Raw genomic sequence first — 18,585 nt, forward strand, 5'->3', positions numbered from 1 at the left:
GCAGATACGCACAACGGAGCAACGCATGCACAGAAGGAACCACCGGCGACTGTTCGCGGCCGCCGCGGCCAGCGCCGTTCTCGCCGGGTCGGTGGCGCTCGCCACGCCGGCCTCGGCCGAGCCGGTCGACAGCAGCGACGTACGGGTGACCGTCGACATCGAGGAGATCCGCGAGCCGGGTGTCCTCGCCATGACGGTCGCCGCCGACTCGGTCGCGCTTGCCGAGGACGGGTCGACGCTGCTGGTCCGTCAGTTCGTCGGCACCCTGCCGACGGTGACGGTCACCGACACCCGGACCACCGACGAGGTGCCCGAGGGTGCCGCGTGGGCGGTGCTGGGCAGCGCCACCGACTTCGTCGGCGACGCGAATCAGGCGCCGATCGGCGCCGGTCACCTGGGCTGGAAGCCGAGGCTGATCGACGGTGGGGACACCGGTCTGGTCAGCGAGGGTGAAGAGGTCGTCACCGTGCTGGACGAGCCGACCCAGCCGGGCAACAACGTGGGTCTGGTCGACCAGGAACTGCTGGTCTCGACCTTCGACTCCGGAGCGGTCGCCGGTGGCGAGTACACCGTCAACGCGAACCTGTTCCTGCGCACCCCGGCGGACGTCGCCGCCGGCAAGTACACCTCGACGCTGACCCTGTCGCTGTTCGAGTAGATCCATCGGGGGGAGCCACCTGGGCGTGGCTCCCCCACCCGCTCCTCCCGCAAAGGAAAACCGCCATGATCCGAACCCCGCTGCGAGCACTGACCCGGATGCTCGCCGTGCTGGCTGTGGTGCTTGTCGTCGTGCCGATATCGTCGACCGGCGCGATGGCGGAACCGACGAGTCCCGCGGTCACCTGGGCGGTTCAGCCGGCCGACCGCAACGGCCCGGACGGCCGCCGGTTCATCGAACGGACCCTCGACCCCGGCCAGGTGGTGACCGAGCACCTCGCGGTACGGAACTTCAGCGACTCGGCGGTGGTCTTCTCCCTCAAGGCGGCCGACGGATACCTCACCGACAAGGGCCGCTTCAACATGCTGCCCTCGAACGAGAAGTCGGTGGACGGTGGCACCTGGATCACCGTCCAGGAGAAGGTGACAGTCGAGGCCAAGGGTACGAAGGTGGTGCCGTTCACCATCACCGTGCCCGAAGACGCCACCCCCGGCGACCACCCGGCGGGCATCGCGGCGACCGTCACCAGCACCGGCGGCACCGTCGCCGTGGAGAGCCGGGTCGGTTTCCGGGTCATGCTGCGGGCCAGCGGCACGGTCACCGCCAGTGTGGCGATCAGTGACCTCAGCACCACCTACACGCCCTCGTGGAACCCGTTCTCCGCCGGCACCCTCAAGGTCGGCTACACCGCGAAGAACGACGGCAACGTCGCGCTTACCGGCAGTGGAACGGTGTCCGTCGGTGAACTGTTCGGCCTGGTCACGCAGGAAGGCCCGACCCAGGTCACCGAGACGCTGCCCGGCGGCGTACAGGTGGTGGACACCCAGGTCGACGGGGTCTGGGGGCTCGGCCGACTCAAGACCACCGTCTCCGTCACGCCCGCCGTTCAGGGCGGCGACCCGACGGACGCCGAGATCCGACCCGGCACCGCGACCGTCACCACCTGGATCGTGCCCTGGCCGCAACTGGCGCTGCTGCTCCTGCTCGGCCTGCTCGTGCTCGCCTACCGGGTCATCACCCGGCGCCGTCGGCGGCGGCTGGCACAGTTGCTCGCCAGCGCGCGGGAAGAGGGCCGGGCCGAGGGCCGCCGGACCACCCCGGTCGGCTGAGCTGAGCCTCAGCCGGCGCGGAACACGATGGTGTAGCTGAACGACGTGCCGTCGACCTGGTACGCGTAGCAGCCTGGACCGTCGACAGTGGTGGTGGCCGGCAGGTCGGTGTCCGGCCTGGTCAGCACGGCATGGTGGCCGTCGTGGCGGGGTTCGCCGAGGTAGGAGAACTGGGCCGAGGCGGCACCCGGTGCGTCGATGCGTCCCGCGCGTACCAGCACCGGGCCGGTGTAGTCGGCGGCCAGCCAGCGCACCTTCACCGTGTAGCTGCCGTCGGCCTGCCGGTCGCTGGGGCGCAGCGGCAGTGCTCCGCCGCTGAAGTAGTCGGCGATCGGGTGGACCGGGCCGGGCCCCAGCACCCGCTGTGCCTGGCCCGGTTTGCTCCAGCGCTGCGGTTCGGCGGCCGGGCAGGTGCCGTCGGGGGCCACGCTGGGCAGTCGCAGTGGTGGGACGGCGAGGTCGCCGGGGGATGCCGACGGGGAGGGTGCCGTCGGTGACGCTGTCGGGGTGTCCACCGGCGCGCGGTCACAGGCGACCAACGCCGACCCGAGCGCCACGAGAGTCAGCATCCGAACCAGCCGCGTCATCTCCTCAGTATCGACCGCCGTCGGCGTTTCAGCTGTCCCGTGGCGTACGGCCCGATCGACGGTGGCCGCGTACCGGTGCATCCGTTCGCCCCATCGACGCCGCCTCGGAGGAGGTCAGCGCAGGCCACGCATCAGGTTGTCGACAAGTGTGGCGGCGAACTCCTCGGTGAGTGGCTGGTCCGGAATCAGCAGCCGGTGGTAGCAGGCGCCCCAGAGTTGGTCGACGACGGACTCGGCGTCGATGTCCGGACGCAGCTGTCCTCGGGCCACCGCCCGGGTGAGGGCCTCGACGCCTATCGCGCGACGGGGGACCGAATAGCGCTCGCGGTAGACGGCGGCGAGGTCCGGATCGATCTGCGCCTGCGCGATGAGCTGGCTGACCACCCGACCGGCGGAGGTGTCGGTCATCAGGTGGACGAACGCGGTGAGCTGGCTGGTCAGGTCGGCGACGATGTCACCGGTGTCGGGGAACGCCAGCACCGGGCCGACCACCGCGAAGTAGCCGTCGAGGGCCAACGCACCCTTGGAGGGCCACCATTTGTAGATCGTCATGCGGCTGGCGCCGGCCTGGGCGGCGACCTTCTCGATCGTGAAGCCCGCCATGCCCTCGGCCAGCAGCAGGTTGCCGGCGGCGGTGAGGATCTCGGCGCGTACCTGGTCAGCAGGGCGGCGACCGCGCCCACGCCGACGGGGAGCCTCGTAGTCTGGGGTGAGCTGCGCCACTTTTCCTCCGCTATATGGACGCTGTGTCTACGTGACGAGTTATATGGACACAGCGTACACAAATCAGCTTCAGGAGGCAGCATGACCACCACTTTCAGCACGACCGGCCGCGTCGCGGTCGTGACCGGCGGCTCCCGGGGCATCGGACGCCGCGTGGTCGAACGGCTGGCCGCCGAGGGGTACGCGGTCGTGGTCAACTACCGCGGCCGGCAGGAAGCGGCGGAGGAAGCCGTGACGGCCGCCCGTGCCGCCGGTGGGACGGCGATCGCGGTCCCCGCCGACGTCGCCGACCCCGCTGCGGTGGCGGCCCTCTTCGACACCGCGGAACGTGAGTTCGGCGGCGTCGACGTGGTGGTGCACGCCGCGGGGATGATGACCCTGGCCCCGCTGGCGGATCTCGACCTCGACCAGCTCGACGAGATGCTGCGGATCAACGTACGAGGCACCTTCGTGGTCGACCAGCAGGCCGCGCGGCGGGTGCGCCCGGGCGGGGCCATCGTCAACTTCTCCAGTTCGTTGACCCGGTTCGCCCGCCCCGGCTACAGCGCCTACGCGGCGAGCAAGGGCGCCGTCTCGACGATGACCCTGATCCTCGCCCGCGAGCTGCGCGGACGGGACGTGACGGTGAACGCGGTGGCACCCGGCCCGACCGCGACCGAACTCTTCCTCGACGGCAAGGACGAGCAGACGCTGGCCCGGATAGCCGCCGAACCGCCGATGGAGCGCATCGGGACGCCCGACGACATCGCCGAGCTGGTCGTCTTCCTCGCCGGCCCCGGACGCTGGGTGAATGGCCAGGTGCTCTACGCCAACGGCGGCGCAATCTGACCGACGAGCAGGGCCGAGGTCACGCGGTGAGCGTCGAGACCGCGGCGGCCACGTAGAGGCAGCCGCCCAGGCAGACCGCCACCCCGGCGATCGCCGGAGTCCAGGCCGACACGCTGGACAGCAGGGCCCACCTGCTGCTTCGGCCCGCCAACAGGGCGTGCCCCCGGATGGTCAGCACCCCGACCCCGGTCAGGGTCAACGCCATCCCGGCCCCGAAGGCCAGCACGATCACGACCGCGCCGACGGCGCGACCGGTCAGCAGTCCGCTGACCAGGATGAGAAAGGCCGACGGTGAGGGCAGCAGCCCACCCGACAGCCCGAGCGCGACCAGGCCCCGACGGGACCACGGGTCGACCGTCTCGTCGTGATGGTGGTGATCGTGGCCGTGGTGATGGTCGTGGGTGTGGGCGTGGGCGTGGCGACGCCGCAGGTGGCGGCGGATCAGGTGCGCGCCGACGCCGATCACCACGAGCCCGGCCAGCACCTGAAGCCCGGCCGTGATCGTCGTGGTGCCGAGGCTGGCCGCGCCGCTGAACGCGGTCCAGACCAGCGCCAGCACCAGGACGGAGAAGGTGTGCATCACCGCGACGATGACGCCCAGCCGCAGCGCGTCCCGATACCGGCCATGCGTGCCGACCAGGTACGCGGCGGTGATGCTCTTGCCGTGTCCCGGTGCCACGGCGTGGGCGGCGCCGACGCCCACCGCCACGACCAGGGCCAACCAGAACAGGGCCGAGTTGTCGAAGAGTGCCAGCAGTCGTTGGTCGAGGTCGTTGAGGCCGTTCATGCCGTGCTCCGGGTACGTCGTCGGGAAAGGAGTACGAGCAGCACGCCGAGCACGGCGGCAGCGCCGACCCCGAAGGCCAGCGCGGTGGCCGGTCCGAGCCCGCCGCCGGACTGGGTGAAGTCGACCTGGTGGGTGTCGGCCGCGGCGGTGTACAGCGTCTCGGCCGGGCTCGCCGACTCGGCGCGCAGGATCGTGCGGTACGCCTGGTTGAGGTCGGTCAACGCGGTGAACGTGATGTCGAGCGTGCGGACCGGGGCGGGACAGTCGAAGGTCAGTCGGGCGCCCTGTGCGAGCAGTCCGTCAAGCGGCTCGAGTTCGCCGCGACAGGGCTGGCCGTGCTGGCTGACGGTGATCCGTTCGCGCAGGTAGTCACGCACCGCGGCGGACTGCTGGAGCTTCTGTTCGCCGGTGAGCTGGGTGGACACCGGGCCGGCGCTGGGGTCCTCGAAGGCACCTAGTGACTGGCCGAGCGCCACCCAGTCGTCCTCGGCGGGCTGCCAGGAGATGTCGACCCGGGAGCCGTCGACGACGACCTGGGCGGTCGTCGGCGGGCCGAAGGGGTGCGCGGCGGCCGGCGCGCCGCCCCCGACAGCCGCCGCCAGGGCCGTACCGCCGGCGAGCAGAGCGCCGATCATCTTGCTGCGGTGATTCATCGTCGTCTCCGGCAGACCACGGGTGTGGGGGCTCGCCGCCTGCGGACCCCCACACCCGTGATGCTCACTCGAACAGGGACAGGGTCAGCGTCGAGGTGTACGCACCCGCCGCCACGTCCGCGGGCGTCCGCAGGAACAGATCGGCGTTGACGGTGTACGCGCCGCCGGCCACCGCACCCGAGTCGAAGGTGGAGACCAGCAGTTCCTGGTCCACCAGACCCACGTTGTTGCCCGGCTGAGTCGGCTCGTCCACCACGGTCACGACCTCTTCACCCTCGCTGACCAGGCCGCTGTCGCCACCGTCGATCAGCTTCGGCTTCCAGCCCAGGTGCCCCGCGCCGATCGGCGCCTGACCCGCGCCGCCGACGAAGTCGGTGGCGCTGCCGAGCACGGCCCACGCGGCACCGGCCGGTACCTCGTCGGGCGTACGGGTGTCGGTGACCGTCACCGTCGGCAGGGTGCCGACGAACTGACGGACCAGCAACGTCGACCCGTCCTCGGCCAACGTCACCGAGTCACCGGCGATGGACATCGCCAGCACCCCCGGCTCCTTGATCTCCTCGATGTCCACGGTCACCGACACGTCGGCGCTGTCACCCGGTGCGGCGAACGCGGGTGATCCCGCCGCCACCGATCCGGCCAGCAGGGCACCGGCGGCGCCCACCGCGAAAAACCGCCTACGACTTGATGTGTTCATCTCGATGCTCCATCGCCACTGAGGGCAGTTGAGGGAAGTTCAGCCGGAGGAACGCGTGTCCACCGGCGGGAGGGCGGCGGCGATGCCGTTCAGGCAGCGCCACCGCACCCGGACTACTCGCAGCTGGCCGCCTCGTACGCAGCCTCGACCCGCATGGTGACCGGGTCACCGTCGACGATCCCGGTGACGTCGACGGTCGCGACGCCGGCCGGCACCGCCGTGGCCCGGCTGTTGAACGCCTGGCTGGCGGACTTGCCACCGGCCACGCCGGAGACCGTCCGCGACCCGTACGGGGTCACCATCTCGACGCTCAGCGGCTCGCCCTCGCCGTTGCGGACGGTGACCGAGACGTACGCGGTGGCACCGACGCAGTGCGCGCGGGCCTGGACGTCGGCACGCCACCCGTTCAGCGTGATCGCCGGGCTGGTGATCTGCTGGTTGGCACTGGACAGGAAGACCTCGTAGGTGCCGCCGGCCTTGGCCGAGGCGGGGATCGCCAGCTGGTAGCTGATCCGGCCCAGCTGGTCCGCGGTCAGGTTGGCCACGGGGATCTCGGCCTGGCCGGGGGTGTTGCCGAGCTTGCGCAGGGAGACCGCGACCTTCTCGGCCGGGTCGTAGCCGTACGCGGAGACCTTGACCTCGCCCTTGACCGCGACGCTGGTCCGGTCGACAGTGACCTGCCGGCCCGTCGTGTTCGACGGAGTACGCAGCTCGTTGACGGTCCGCTCGCCCTCGTTGTTCTTGCGGATCAGGAACCCGTCGTGGTGCTCACCGTTGGCGTACCGGGCCTCGTAGCGCAGAGTGCCCTGCGAGACGTCGATGAGCTGGTAGAGCTGGGTGTTCTCGCTGGTGCTGGTCACCTCGGCACCGTTGCCGGTCCAGTTCTGACCGTTGTTGAGGGCGTACATCTTGCCGCCGGAGACCGACACCGCGTAGACGGTGCCCTCGTGCACGGCGGCCGAGCGGCGGTTGGTGGCCACGTTGCCCCGGCCGTACGAGTGGTCGTGACCCTGCAGCACCAGGTCCACGCCGTACCGCTCGAACAGCGGGCCCCACTGGGCCCGGACCTGCGGGTTGTTGCGGGTGCCAGTGGTCGAGTAGACCGGGTGGTGGAAGGTGACCACCGTCCACTTGTTGGGGTTGTCCCGGAGCACGCCCTCCAGCCAGGTGGTCTGGGCGGCCATCAGCGCGCTGTTGCTCTGGTGGTTGGAGTCCAGGGCGATGAAGCGTACGCCCTGGTAGTCGACGTAGTAGACGGTCTGCTTCAGCTCCGGGTTGCCCGGACCGTTGTCCGGGTACGGGAACTGCGGCCGCCAGAACTGCGACAGCCCGCCGCTGTACTCGTGGTTGCCCGGCACCGAGATGTTGTTGATCTGACCGTCGATGAAGCCGCTGGCCTTGTACCACTGGCCCCACTGCTCTTCACTGTTGGCGTTGTCGATGAGGTCACCGGCGTTGATGATCATCTTCGCCTCGGGCCGCTCGGCGAACGCCTGCCGGAACACCCGGGGCACCGCCGAGTCGAGGTTGTTCTGTGCGTCGCCGTAGTAGATGAACGAGAACGGCTCGAAGTCGCTGGCCGCGGTGGTGAAGTCGATCCACTCGCTCCAGTTGGTGCCGTCGCCGACCCGGTACGTGTACCGGGTGTCCGGCTTCAGGCCGGTGAACTCGACGGTGTGGTAGGTCGAGGCGTACCCCAGAGAAGTGTTGACCGGGGTGCTGGAGAGGGCGGCGAGGCGGGTCACCGTACTTCCGGACGCCGGCACACCACCGACGAGCGCCCGGGGTGCCTCAAGGAGCTCGGCACGCGCCCACTCCGCCGTGGCCTCGGCACGCCAGGTCACCCGCTGCGAGGTGGACGGGGTGGCGGTGGGGGTCAACATGATCCGGTCCGGCACCGGCGACGGCTTGTGGATCTCGGCGGCGGGGAACTTGGCTGGCGTTGCATCACCGAAGGCGGCGGGGCTGAGGGCCACGCCCCCGGCGAGCAGTGCCGCGGCACCGATCGCCACGATCTTCGCCCGACGGGCCCCGATGCTCCAGGGGAGCTTCTGGTCGGTCACGACTCTGGTCACCCTTCAAATGAGGAGGTGGGTGGCGCCCGACCACCGGTTGTGCGGGCGGCGCGCCGTCGTCATTGGCCCAGTCCCGCTCAACCGGACAGCTACAAGATCCTTTCCAGCAGATGAACACTCGCCGCGTCGCCTGCCCCACCAGTCGGTGTTGGCCGTCGCGTCACCTCGCCGACACCTGCGAGTAGCTCGCCGGCAGGGATCGCGTTCCTACCATCGACGCGCTATGACCAACCAGGACACTGTCACCGGTCGCCTTTCGCGCCGTCCGCTGCGGGGCGTCGTCGCCCTGCTCTGCACGGCGGGACTGCTCGCCACCATGGCCGGCAGCGCCATGTCGGCCCAGGCCGTCGTCAAGGACGAGACCTTCGTCGACGCGCAGACGCCGGGCCTCCTCTACATCGAGGGCGGCGAGTGCTTCGATGACCCGACCCACCTGCCGGAGGCGGGCGGCGTCGTCGTCCGCTACCGGCCCTGCGCACTGGGTGCCGACAACCAGGCGTACGGCTTCGTGCACGCCGACGACACGGACTGGGATCCGGTGGCGCTACGGGAGTTCGCCTGGTCGGCCTGCCGAGCGCTGTTCACCAGCACCTGGCCCGACGACACCGGCCAGGCACTGCGCTTCTACCCGGCGATGCCCACGATGGAGACCTGGGCCGACGGCGACCGGGACGTGATGTGTGTGGTCTACCGCTTCGGTGGCCGGCTAACCGGTTCGGTGCTCCCGCGCTGGTGACGCTCCGCTCGGCGGCGCCACCGACGCGAGCACCGCGTCCAACGGGCGCGGCACGCGCTCCAGGTCGAGCGCCTGCACGAGCAGTCGGGCGTACGCCTCCTTGCGGCCGGACCGGGTGCCGATGAACCGGCGCAGCTGAGCCGGCAGTTCGCGGCCCTGCTGCGCAGGCTGCCGCTGAAAGAGCCGGAACGAGCGCAGATCCCCCTCGGCCGCCAGCACCTCCTGCATCCCGTCGGTGCCGAGCGCCCGGATCAGCTCGTCCTCCAGATCACGCACACAGACGTGGAAGCCCAGCTCAGCGAGCGGGGCCACACCGAGACCCGCCCGTTCCAGCCCACGCCGGACGAAGCCCTCCTCAGCGACGTCGTAGAGGCCGGCCAGGCGCAGGTCACTGCCACGCGGGCCGAGCTGCGCCAGGTAGTGCCCGATGTTTGTGGCCCCGCCCATGGCCAGCACCCGTACGCCCTCGCCGGCCAGGTCCCGTCCCCGGCGTTGCGCCAGGGTCTGCACGGCGACCAGGTCGCTTGTCCCTTCGACAAGCAGCACCGCTCGGGCGTCCCGCGGCGCGGTGACCTCGATCCGCACCTCCACCTCCCCGACCTCAGACCCATCATGCCGAACCGAGTCCGGGTTCCGGCGCGCGGTTTCGGCGAAATGGCGGGGTTCGCGACGGCGGGATACCGCCGTTTCGGCGAAACGGAGTCGATCACCGAGAGGCACCGGCCGGGTCGCCCTATCGCAGGCCTGATTCGTATACGGCGATCACCGCCTGTACGCGGTCGCGGCAGCCGAGCTTGCGCAGCACCTCGGAGACGTGGGTCTTGACGGTCTCGTCTCCGATGCCGAGGTCCGCGGCCACCTCGGCGTTGGATCGGCCCCGGGCGACGGCCAGCAACACCTCCCGCTCCCGGGCAGTGAGTGTCGCGATCCGTTCAGCCCACGGCCCGGTCAACACCTGCGCTCCGGCCCCGACGGCCGCCGACCCAACAGGCGTCGCCTGCGGTCCGACCTCGGCCACCTCCGATCCGACCGGTCCCACCGACGACTCAGCCTCGACCACCCCCGGCCCGGTCACCTCGGGCGACTCGACCGCAGGTGGCATGGGCGCTGCTGCCGCTGCGGGAGTGGCGGCGATCGATCTGAGGCGAGCGGCGCGACGTCGGCGCAGTACAGCGGCGAGCAGCACGACGACGCCGACCGCGCCCAGATAGAACGCAAGGTAGATCAGGCGCGTCTCGTCGAGCCACCGATCCGGCTCACGGGAGAAGAGGTTGACCGGCCCGACGATCGGCACATGCCAGTACATCCCGGTGGTGCAGTACACCACCGCGAGCGTGACGGCCAGGGCCGCCATGGCGAGGGAGAGCCGGCGCGCACCGTCGAGGACAGCGATCCCGAGCACGGCCAGCACGGCCGACCACCAGGCCCAGGCGACTGCACCCAGCAACGGCGAGAGAACCCACGGGACGGTCGCCACCACGCAGGCCGCCCCGAGCCGGTACCGGGACAACGCGACCGCCGCGACCGCCGCGAAATTCGCGAGCCCGAGCACCAGCCGTTCCAGATCCACGAACCATGGACTGGAGGTCTCGTCGAGACCGTTCACTCCCCACCACGGGGTCGCCACGAGCAGCATTCCGACCGCCGCCGCGAGCACCAGCGGCGCACCCCACCTGGCCGGCCCGCCACGGGGGTCAGCGTCGGCCGGATCGGTCGTCTTCAGGTCCGGGTTCGCCATACCCGCGAGCATGCCAGCGGGCCGCCCGCCGGCGCCTCCCCGATCGTCGGGAAATCACGACTCGAACCTCTCCCCCATCCGGGGGAGACAGGGCTTCACCGGCTGGTCACCGGCTGTTCGGCTGCCGTGCGTAACCGGACCGTACAGTCCCGACGCTGGTTGCCGTTACGGGGTGAGGACGGGTCTCGGGTGTGGCTCAGAGCTGACAAGAAGGCGTTCGACGGGTTCCTCGACGCCGCCTCGGTGTACTGGCGCAAGAACCTGGGATCGACGTCGTCCCAGCGGTACCTGGTCGTCGAGGTGTTCCACCAGGACATCCGGGTGGCGCTGCGGAACCTGGCGGTGGCAAACGCGATCCGCCGGATCGTCCCCGCGCAGCTCGTCGTCGTCACCGGGGTCGAGCAGATGTGGCACGACGCGCTCTGGACCGAGTTCGACGTGCAGCTGGTCCGGCGGCTCGCCGAAGCGTACGGCGCGAGCGAGGTCATCGACCTGTACCGCCTGGTCGACGGGCCGGCCCGGTCCGCCACGCCGAGCGAGGTACGGCTGGAGCTGTTCGGCAGGCCGCTGCGCCCCGGACCGGCGATCAGCGAGCAGACGCTTGCGGAGTTCGTCAGCGCCACCTACTGCCGGGTGACGAAGCGTCCCCGCCCGCCCGAGGATCCCACCGCCGATCCGCGCTACCAGCGGCGGCAGGCGCTGGCCCGGGCCATCTCGTCGGCGTACGACGCGCTGCTGGGGGACGAGTCGGTGGTGGCGCTGGTGACCAGCCACGTCGACTACGACCACTGGGGCCTGGCGGTGGACTCCGCCCGGCGGGCCGGGGTGCCCGTGGTGCACACCCAGCAGACCGGGTGCCTGAAGGCGTACGCCCTGTTTCCCGAGACCGACACCGGTAAGCACACCTTCCGGGGCGAGCTCACCCAGCAGATCGGTGCCTTCTTCGCCGAGCGGGTCTGGTCCCGACGCGAACAGGTACGCCGCAACGCGGAGCTGGTGGCCTGGCGTTCGAAGGTCAACCTGGGCCGCCCGAGCTGGTGGCGGGGTGGGGCCAGCGCCTCGGTCGACATCAACAACAGCGCGGAGCGGGCACGGCTGCGTACCCATTTCGCGGCGCGCCTGGGCTTCGACCCGGCGCGTCCGATGGTGGCGGTGTTCAACCACGCCGTCTCCGACGCCCCCGGCACCAATCACCAGTCCTTCCCCACGTTGGCCGACTGGTTCGAGGAGACGGCCCGGTTCGCGAGCGGCGCGTCGCAGGTGCAGTGGCTGTTCCAGGACCATCCGAGCCAGTTCCGGTACGACAGCACCGGCTTCTTCGAGTCGGTGGCCGCCCGGTACGCCCGGCACCGGCACATGGTGTTCCAGCCCAGCAGGGATCTCAGCAAGAACGGGCTGTGGAGCCTCGTCGACCTCGGCGTCACGGTGCGCGGGAGCGTGAGCAACGAGCTTCCCGCGTACGGCATTCCGGTGATCCAGGCGGGTTGGTCCGAGTGGAGCGAGTGCGGTCTGTCCACAGTCGTGCACGACCCGGAGACGTACTGGAAGGCCCTGGATTCGGCGATCGGCGCGCTCGGCAGCGGCGAGGAGCTGATCTCCGCTGAGCAGGTCGAGCGGGCCCGGCTGTGGTTGTGGTTCTACCGCAGCGCCACCGACCTGTTCACCCCACAGGTGCCGCAGTGGGAGGTCTGGCCCGCCGACCATCTGCTCAAATCCGTACAGGTCGCGTTCCGGCACATCGAGAGCGACGCCGATCCGCTGTTCGAGGCGGTGGAGCGGATGTGGAACCGCCGCGAGCCGGTGCTGACCCGCACCGACCTGCACCGGCCCGGAGGGCAGCGGTGACGGCCACGGGTGCCCGGTTCGCCACCGACTTCGACGAGCCGGCTGCGCCGCGCGAGCTGCCCGCCGTGTTCACCAGCGGCGGCGACCCCGAGGTGCTGGTCGCCGACCGGTTCACCCGGGGCGCGGCCATCGTCGGGCGGGTCCAGGGCGACTGCGGCGCGGTCATGCTCAAGGTACGCGGCGGCGGGCGGCCGATCCGGGTACGCGTCGATCTGCACGTGGACGGTGCCACGCAGGCGGCCTGGTCCCGCGCCGTCGTACCCGGCCGCGGCATGCGGGAGCTGCCCCGGTTGATCATGGTCCGGGCCCAGGGCGTGACCCGGGCCGCCGCGCTGATCTGCCGCCGACGTGGGCGGCTGCGGATGGTGGAGGCCCACGCCTGGGTCGAGTTCGACCTGGGCGCTCAGGAGATGGGCGTCGACGATCTGCTGATCATCGAGCTGGCGGACGCCACGGTGCCGCCGTGGGCGGCCCCGGCGCTCAGCCCGCTGGCAGCGGTCGGGGTACGGATCAACCAGGTCGAGGTGACAGCGATCGAGGGCGGCGGCGACAGCCCGGGCGGGCCGGCGCTGACCGGGGCGTCGGCGCAGCTCGCCGGCCTGGTCAGCGCCGGCGGTCTGGTGGGGGCGAAAGGACGCACCGAGGGGCCCGCCCGGTCCAGGTTCGTCGTGGTCAACGCGCCGGACCCGACCGTACGCTGCCGGCTGCGCACCACCGTCGCCTCGGTGCCGCCTGCGGCGTTCCGCCATCCCACCCGACCCTGGCTGCGTCGTCAGCAGGGCCAGACCGTGCTGAAGGCGGTCCGGGTGGCCTGGCGGGGAGCGGGGTACGCCCTGTTCGAGGCGTCACCGTTCACCCGGGCACCGGAGACCGACCGCCTGGTCGTGCGCGCCACGCATCTCCTCGACGGCACCGACTGCCCGGTGCGTACGACGACTGTCGCGCCGGACCTGCTCGACGTGCTGGTCGAGCGGACCACTGCGGGGCCGGTGCTGCTCGGGCTGACCGACCCGGCGGCCGAGACGGTACGGCCACGAGTGTCGGAGATCGCCTGCCAGGTCACCGAACTGGAGTGCTGACATGACCGCGACGGACCGTCACGACGTGCCGCTGGGTGCCGATCCGGCGGCCAATCGGCACGCGATCGAACGCCTCCTGGCCGACGAGTCGGGCGGGACGCTGCACCTGCCGGCCGGCACCTTCCCGCTCGACGGCGGGATCGTCGTCGGTGCGGGCTGGACCCTGGCCGGCGCGCAGCAGCACGACGGGCAGGTACGAACCTGGTTGGCCTCGTCCGCCTCGGACGGCCAGCCGATCGTTCAGGTGCTCGGTTCCCAGGTGACGATCCAGGACATCGGGTTCCGGCCGCCACCAGCCTCCCCCGGTGAACACGGCGGGGACCGGGGCACCGCCATCACCGTCGGCAGCTACCTCTACCCGGCCGAGACGGAGTGGATCGAGGACATCCAGCTTCGCCGGGTGCGGGTGGAGCGCCCGGGCACCCGGGCCGCCAACTGCATCGCGCTCGTCGGGGCGGTACGCCACCTCACCCTCGCCGACGTGTCGATCGTGGGTGGCTGCACCGGCATCGCGGTGCACTGGGGTGCGGTCGGCGACAGTGTCAGCTCGATCAGTGGGCCGTCGTACCACCCCCACCACATCGACATCCAGGATCTGGTGGTCAGCGACGCCTTCGAGGGTTTCTATCTCAGCTCCGTGCACGACGTGTCGGTGCAGCGGGCCCGCCTGTCGGACGTCGAGATCGGCTTCCGGCTGCTGCCGGGTGACAACACCGACCGCTTCCACGTCGGCGACGACAACGTCATCGGGCAACGGATCCGGGTGTCGGATGCCCTGGTGTCCTGGAACGGCCCGTTGTACGCGATCCGGATCGCGGGCTGGGGCCGCAGCGAGGTCGACCGTTCGGTACGGGTGCTGGAGTACCGCGACGTGGTGGTGACGGACTGCACCCTGGTGCCCCTGCCCGTCATCGGCGCGAAGGAGCCGCTCCGCTCGCGGACCCCCGTCGTCGTCGAGCAGGCGTCCGGGGTGCTCCTCGACAACATCCGTGTCGACCTGCGGGGCGAAGCGTGATGGACGCTCGATATTCCTCCTCACCGATCTAAGCTCGATCGCCCCTCCGGGCCGCATACGGTCAAGGTCAAGCCGCTGCTCCGAGCGCGTGTTCGCTGACCTATGGCTAGGGGGAGGCATGTGCGGGATCAGTGGAGAGGCGAGGTTCGACGGTACGACCCCGGACGCTGCCGCGGTGACGCGGATGACCGAGGCGATGCGGTCCCGGGGACCGGACGGTACGGGCCGGTGGAGTGCCGACTGGGTGACCCTCGGGCATCGACGGTTGACCATCATCGACCTGTCCGAGGCCGGCAGCCAACCGATGGTGCGGGAAGACCTCGGGTTGGCCCTGGTGTTCAACGGCTGCATCTACAACTACCCGCAGCTACGCGAGGAGTTGCGGGCCGCCGGGCACACCTTCCACTCCACCAGCGACACCGAGGTGATTCTGGTGGCGTACGCCCAGTGGGGTGAGAATTTCGTCGACCACCTGGTGGGCATGTTCGCCGTCGGCCTGGTCGACCGGGCACGGCGGCGGCTGGTGCTGGCCCGCGACCGGCTCGGCATCAAACCCCTCTACCTGGCCGAGACGGCGGGCCGGCTGCGCTTCGCGTCGACCCTTCCGGCGCTGCTCGCCGCCGGTGAGGTGGACACCGACGTCGATCCGGTGGCCCTGCACCACTACCTGTCCTGGCATTCGATCGTGCCCGCGCCCCGGACCATCCTGCGCGGGGTGCGGAAGCTGCCACCGGCGACCGTGCGGGTGGTCGAGGCCGACGGGCACAGCCGGGAACGGATCTACTGGCGGCCCGACTACGTCCGGCAACCCGCCCACCGCGGCTGGGACGCCCGGGACTGGCAGGACGCGATCGGCGACGCGCTGCGTACGGCCGTGGCCCGGCGACTGGTCGCCGACGTGCCGGTCGGTGTGCTGCTCTCCGGCGGGCTCGACTCCAGTCTCATCGTGGCGCTGCTGGCCGAGGCGGGGCAGGAGCACCTGCGCACCTTCAGCATCGGCTTCGACAGCCGAGATGGCGAGGCCGGCGACGAGTTCCACTACTCCGACCTGGTGGCCCGCGCCTTCGACACCGACCATCAACGCATCCAGCTCGCCAACGACGACCTGGTGCCGGCCGTACGCCGGACGATCGGGGCGATGACCGAGCCGATGGGCAGCCACGACGTGGTCGCCTTCCACCTGCTCTCCGAGCAGGTCGCGCGGCACGTCAAGGTGGCACAGTCCGGGCAGGGCGCGGACGAGGTGTTCGCCGGGTACGGCTATCACCAGCCGTTCGCCGGGGTGCCCCGGCACCAGGCCGCCGGGGCGTTCGCGGAGGCGTTCTTCGACCACGAGCACGCGGAACTGGCGGGGGTCGTCGGCCCCGCGTACGCCCTCGTCGACGACGCCAGCGGTGACCTGGTCGACGCGGATCTCGCCGCCTCCGGCGCGGACACCGCGTTGGACGCCGTCCTACGGCTGGACACCCATCGGATGCTGCCCGACGACCCGGTGAAGCGGGTCGACAGCATGAGCATGGCCTGGGGGCTGGAGGTGCGTACGCCCTTCCTCGACCAGGACCTGGTCGCGCTCGCCGCCGCCTGCCCTCCGGAGCACAAGGTCGCACAGGGCGGCAAGGGCGTCCTCAAGGAGGTCGCCCGGCAGGTCCTGCCGGCGGAGGTGATCGACCGGCCCAAGGGCTACTTCCCGGTGCCGGCGCTGCGCAACGTCGACGGGCCGGTCCGCGAACTGGTCGTCGAGGCGCTGCGGGCGCCGGCCGCCCGGCAACGCGCACTGTTCCGGCCCGAGTACGTCGAACGTTTGCTCGCCGATCCGCAGGCGGCCCAGGCGGCGGCCGGCAGCAACAAGCTGTGGCAGCTCGGCCTGCTCGAACTCTGGCTGCAGACCCATGGCGTCGAGTAGCCGCGAGCAGGACCGCCTCACCCTCGGAGTGGAGGAGGAGTTCCTGCTGCTGGACCCGGAGACCGGGGAGAGTCTGCCGGTCGCCGAGCAGGTGCTCGACGCCCTGTCCGGCACCGCTCGCACGCAGAGTCGGCAGGAGTTCCGGCACAGCATGCTGGAGATGGTCACCCCGGTCTGTACCGACCTGACGCAGTTGCGCGAGCACCTGATCACCCTGCGCCGGGCGGCCGCCGAGGCGGCGTCGGCGGCCGGAGCACGGCTGGTGGCGGTGGGTGCCACGCCGGTCTGCGAAGCCCATCTCACGGTGCCGGACGAGCAGCGGTACCACGCCATGTCCCGCCGTTTCGGTCCGGTCGCGCACGACCCGGCGGTGTGTGGCTGCCACGTGCACGTCGGGGTGCCGGACCGGGAACTGGCCGTGCAGGTCTGCAACCATCTGCGTCCCTGGCTGCCGGTGGTGCAGGCGCTCACCGCCAACTCGCCGCTGTACGACGGTCGGGACACCGGCCACAACAGTTGGCGGTCCATGCAACTGGAGCGCTGGCCGAGCATCGGACCCACCCCGCACTTCGAGTCGGTCGCCGACTACGACGCCACCGTGCAGGAGTTGATCACCGCCGGGATCATGCTCGATGCCGCGATGGTCTACTGGTACGCCCGGCCGTCGACCAGGTACCCCACCGTCGAGGTCCGGGTCGGCGACGTCTGCCCGTCCGTGGAGGACACCGTCCTGGTCGCCGCACTGGTCCGGGCGCTCGTCGTCACGATGATCGACCGGGTACGCGACGGCGTGCCACCCGTACGGATCAGGGACTGCCTGGTCGCGGCCGCGCACTGGCGGGCCGCCCACGACGGGATCGACGGAGTCCTCGTCGACCTGCTCGGCGGTGGTGCCCGGCCGGCCTGGGAACTCGTCGACGAACTGCTCGACACGGTCACGCCCGCCCTGGCCCGCTACGACGATCTCGACCTGGTGCTGCGGCAGGTCGACCGGCTGCGCCGGGAGGGCACCGGAGCGACCCGACAACGTCGGGTCATGGCCGGCACCGACGGCGACGTCCAGGCGGTGCTGCAACATCTGATCGCCCAGACGGTCGCAGGCTGACCCATTCCCACCTGGAGGTTGGCCCCGACGGGCCACCGGATGGCCCACGGATGCCACCGGGGCGGGAAGGCACCTCGACAGCGTTTCTATGACGAGGAGGCCGCGTGTTCAGCCACATCAAGAACCTTCAGTTCGAGGCCAAACCGGACGGGCCGGACGCCGCTTTCGCCCGCCGGTTGCAGGAGATCCTGGGCGGCAAGTGGGGCGAGATGACAGTCGCCAACCAGTACCTCTACCAGGGCTGGAACTGTCGGCTTCCCGGTAAGTACAAGGATCTGCTGCTCGATGTCGGTACCGAGGAGATGGGCCACGTCGAGATGATCGCCACGATGATCACCCGACTGTTGGAACACGCGCCGTTGTCCCTGGCGGAGGCCGCCGAGGGCAATCCGATGGTGGGGGCGATCTACGGCGGCTCGAACCCGGCGCACTTCATCCACGGCGGCGGGGGAGCGATGCCTGTCGACAGCGTGGGCATGCCGTGGAACGGCAGCTACGTCACCGCGAGCGGCAACCTGATGGCCGATTTCCAACTCAACGTCACCGCCGAGGCCCAGGGCCGGCTCCAGGTCTCCCGCCTGTTCAACATGACCGACGATCCCGGCGTCAAGCAGATGCTGCGGTTCCTGCTGGCCCGCGACACGATGCACCAGAACATGTGGATGGCAGCCATCGAGCAACTCAAGGAGGACGGCCTGGAGGCCATGCCGGTGCCGGAGGCCTTCCCCGACTCCCCCGATTTCACCGAGGAGTTCAGCTACACCTATCTCGACTTCTCCCCGGACGGCGACGCCGGCCAGGGTCGCTGGGCGTCCGGACCGGCACCTGACGGCAAGGGAGAGTTCCGTTACGACCACAGCCCTCGCGCGCACGCACCGGAACCCGTCCTGCCTCCGGGCGATCCACGCCTGTACGGGACCGACCCGGGGATGGTGCAGGGCGTGATGAACAAGGTCAAGAGCAAGGTCACCTGACGTGTCGGGCGGGCTCGACTGTTGCCGAGCCCGCCCGGTCCTACGTCATCGGTGGGACTGTGTCACCTGGTCA

At 70.6% G+C, this 18,585-nt stretch carries 18 protein-coding genes; 10 read left to right on the forward strand and 8 right to left on the reverse strand.

Annotated elements, in window-relative coordinates; translation table 11 throughout:
* Positions 1 to 25: 25 nt before the first annotated feature.
* The gene (locus C1A38_RS18690) at positions 26 to 658 is read left to right on the forward strand and encodes a hypothetical protein (RefSeq protein WP_102659061.1); all 633 of its coding nucleotides are present in this window, start codon (positions 26 to 28) and stop codon (positions 656 to 658) included.
* A gap of 65 nt (positions 659 to 723) precedes the next feature.
* Positions 724 to 1,767, forward strand: coding sequence for a WxL protein peptidoglycan domain-containing protein (locus C1A38_RS18695; protein WP_102659062.1), 1,044 nt, complete (start codon positions 724 to 726; stop codon positions 1,765 to 1,767).
* An 8-nt stretch (positions 1,768 to 1,775) separates the two neighbouring features.
* Here C1A38_RS18695 and C1A38_RS18700 read toward each other — a convergent pair whose 3' ends face one another.
* A complete protein-coding gene (locus tag C1A38_RS18700) occupies positions 1,776 to 2,354 on the reverse strand; it encodes a hypothetical protein (RefSeq protein WP_146017578.1) in 579 nt (192 codons plus the stop codon).
* 114 nt (positions 2,355 to 2,468) lie between these two features.
* The gene (locus C1A38_RS18705) at positions 2,469 to 3,077 is read right to left on the reverse strand and encodes a TetR/AcrR family transcriptional regulator (RefSeq protein WP_102659064.1); all 609 of its coding nucleotides are present in this window, start codon (positions 3,075 to 3,077) and stop codon (positions 2,469 to 2,471) included.
* A gap of 81 nt (positions 3,078 to 3,158) precedes the next feature.
* On the opposite strand from C1A38_RS18705, the gene C1A38_RS18710 reads away from it, so the two are divergent.
* Complete coding sequence (locus C1A38_RS18710) at positions 3,159 to 3,905, forward strand: SDR family oxidoreductase (RefSeq protein ID WP_102659065.1); 747 nt, start codon at positions 3,159 to 3,161, stop codon at positions 3,903 to 3,905.
* 19 nt (positions 3,906 to 3,924) lie between these two features.
* Here C1A38_RS18710 and C1A38_RS18715 read toward each other — a convergent pair whose 3' ends face one another.
* The 4 genes from C1A38_RS18715 to C1A38_RS18730 all read right to left on the reverse strand — a co-directional run bounded on the left by C1A38_RS18715 (position 3,925) and on the right by C1A38_RS18730 (position 8,105).
* Complete coding sequence (locus C1A38_RS18715) at positions 3,925 to 4,692, reverse strand: nickel/cobalt transporter (RefSeq protein WP_102659066.1); 768 nt, start codon at positions 4,690 to 4,692, stop codon at positions 3,925 to 3,927.
* The gene (locus C1A38_RS18720; RefSeq protein WP_102659067.1) at positions 4,689 to 5,345 is read right to left on the reverse strand and encodes a hypothetical protein; all 657 of its coding nucleotides are present in this window, start codon (positions 5,343 to 5,345) and stop codon (positions 4,689 to 4,691) included. Before C1A38_RS18720 ends, C1A38_RS18715 begins: the two co-directional genes overlap by 4 nt.
* A 64-nt stretch (positions 5,346 to 5,409) precedes the next feature.
* A complete protein-coding gene (locus C1A38_RS18725) occupies positions 5,410 to 6,042 on the reverse strand; it encodes a hypothetical protein (RefSeq protein WP_102659068.1) in 633 nt (210 codons plus the stop codon).
* A gap of 113 nt (positions 6,043 to 6,155) precedes the next feature.
* Complete coding sequence (locus tag C1A38_RS18730; RefSeq protein WP_102659069.1) at positions 6,156 to 8,105, reverse strand: purple acid phosphatase family protein; 1,950 nt, start codon at positions 8,103 to 8,105, stop codon at positions 6,156 to 6,158.
* 235 nt (positions 8,106 to 8,340) lie between these two features.
* On the opposite strand from C1A38_RS18730, the gene C1A38_RS18735 reads away from it, so the two are divergent.
* Positions 8,341 to 8,853: a hypothetical protein gene (locus C1A38_RS18735; RefSeq protein ID WP_102659070.1), complete on the forward strand. Its 513-nt coding sequence runs from the start codon at positions 8,341 to 8,343 to the stop codon at positions 8,851 to 8,853.
* Here the strand turns inward: C1A38_RS18735 and C1A38_RS18740 are convergent.
* Together C1A38_RS18740 and C1A38_RS32635 are read right to left on the reverse strand one after the other, a co-directional pair.
* Positions 8,824 to 9,438 (reverse strand): TOPRIM nucleotidyl transferase/hydrolase domain-containing protein, encoded by a 615-nt coding sequence (locus C1A38_RS18740; RefSeq protein ID WP_233196896.1) that lies wholly within the window; start codon positions 9,436 to 9,438, stop codon positions 8,824 to 8,826. The genes C1A38_RS18735 and C1A38_RS18740 overlap by 30 nt on opposite strands.
* 148 nt (positions 9,439 to 9,586) lie before the next feature.
* The gene (locus C1A38_RS32635; protein WP_502696944.1) at positions 9,587 to 10,591 is read right to left on the reverse strand and encodes a response regulator transcription factor; all 1,005 of its coding nucleotides are present in this window, start codon (positions 10,589 to 10,591) and stop codon (positions 9,587 to 9,589) included.
* Between the two features lie 189 nt (positions 10,592 to 10,780).
* Here C1A38_RS32635 and C1A38_RS18750 point away from each other — a divergent pair, with 189 nt between their 5' ends.
* The 6 genes from C1A38_RS18750 (at position 10,781) to C1A38_RS18775 (ending at position 18,512) form a co-directional block, all read left to right on the forward strand.
* Positions 10,781 to 12,436, forward strand: a complete 1,656-nt coding sequence (locus C1A38_RS18750; RefSeq protein WP_102659072.1) for a hypothetical protein — start codon at positions 10,781 to 10,783, stop codon at positions 12,434 to 12,436.
* On the forward strand, positions 12,433 to 13,515 hold the full coding sequence (locus tag C1A38_RS18755) for a hypothetical protein (RefSeq protein ID WP_199180246.1): 1,083 nt from the start codon (positions 12,433 to 12,435) through the stop codon (positions 13,513 to 13,515). The genes C1A38_RS18750 and C1A38_RS18755 overlap by 4 nt, the downstream gene beginning before the upstream one ends.
* A 1-nt stretch (position 13,516) precedes the next feature.
* Positions 13,517 to 14,530 (forward strand): right-handed parallel beta-helix repeat-containing protein, encoded by a 1,014-nt coding sequence (locus C1A38_RS18760; RefSeq protein WP_102659074.1) that lies wholly within the window; start codon positions 13,517 to 13,519, stop codon positions 14,528 to 14,530.
* A gap of 118 nt (positions 14,531 to 14,648) precedes the next feature.
* Entirely contained in the window at positions 14,649 to 16,433 is a 1,785-nt protein-coding gene (locus C1A38_RS18765; protein WP_102659075.1) for an N-acetylglutaminylglutamine amidotransferase, read from the forward strand.
* Positions 16,420 to 17,538 (forward strand): carboxylate-amine ligase, encoded by a 1,119-nt coding sequence (locus C1A38_RS18770; RefSeq protein WP_102659076.1) that lies wholly within the window; start codon positions 16,420 to 16,422, stop codon positions 17,536 to 17,538. Before C1A38_RS18765 ends, C1A38_RS18770 begins: the two co-directional genes overlap by 14 nt.
* 104 nt (positions 17,539 to 17,642) lie before the next feature.
* Entirely contained in the window at positions 17,643 to 18,512 is an 870-nt protein-coding gene (locus tag C1A38_RS18775; protein WP_102659077.1) for a manganese catalase, read from the forward strand.
* Positions 18,513 to 18,585 lie beyond the last annotated feature (73 nt).

Source organism: Verrucosispora sp. ts21, from assembly GCF_002879555.1.
Lineage (GTDB): Bacteria > Actinomycetota > Actinomycetes > Mycobacteriales > Micromonosporaceae > Micromonospora > Micromonospora gifhornensis.

Excerpts from the sequence above, each read along its gene's own strand:
- C1A38_RS18760 (WP_102659074.1), top strand. The coding sequence starts at position 13,517 with ATGACCGCGACGGACCGTCACGACGTGCCGCTGGGTGCCGATCCGGCG.
- C1A38_RS18700 (WP_146017578.1), bottom strand. The coding sequence starts at position 2,354 with ATGACGCGGCTGGTTCGGATGCTGACTCTCGTGGCGCTCGGGTCGGCG.
- C1A38_RS18735 (WP_102659070.1), top strand. The coding sequence starts at position 8,341 with ATGACCAACCAGGACACTGTCACCGGTCGCCTTTCGCGCCGTCCGCTG.
- C1A38_RS18765 (WP_102659075.1), top strand. The coding sequence starts at position 14,649 with ATGTGCGGGATCAGTGGAGAGGCGAGGTTCGACGGTACGACCCCGGAC.
- C1A38_RS18710 (WP_102659065.1), top strand. The coding sequence starts at position 3,159 with ATGACCACCACTTTCAGCACGACCGGCCGCGTCGCGGTCGTGACCGGC.
- C1A38_RS18715 (WP_102659066.1), bottom strand. The coding sequence starts at position 4,692 with ATGAACGGCCTCAACGACCTCGACCAACGACTGCTGGCACTCTTCGAC.
- C1A38_RS18720 (WP_102659067.1), bottom strand. The coding sequence starts at position 5,345 with ATGAATCACCGCAGCAAGATGATCGGCGCTCTGCTCGCCGGCGGTACG.
- C1A38_RS18770 (WP_102659076.1), top strand. The coding sequence starts at position 16,420 with ATGGCGTCGAGTAGCCGCGAGCAGGACCGCCTCACCCTCGGAGTGGAG.
- C1A38_RS18690 (WP_102659061.1), top strand. The coding sequence starts at position 26 with ATGCACAGAAGGAACCACCGGCGACTGTTCGCGGCCGCCGCGGCCAGC.
- C1A38_RS32635 (WP_502696944.1), bottom strand. The coding sequence starts at position 10,591 with ATGGCGAACCCGGACCTGAAGACGACCGATCCGGCCGACGCTGACCCC.
- C1A38_RS18695 (WP_102659062.1), top strand. The coding sequence starts at position 724 with ATGATCCGAACCCCGCTGCGAGCACTGACCCGGATGCTCGCCGTGCTG.
- C1A38_RS18725 (WP_102659068.1), bottom strand. The coding sequence starts at position 6,042 with ATGAACACATCAAGTCGTAGGCGGTTTTTCGCGGTGGGCGCCGCCGGT.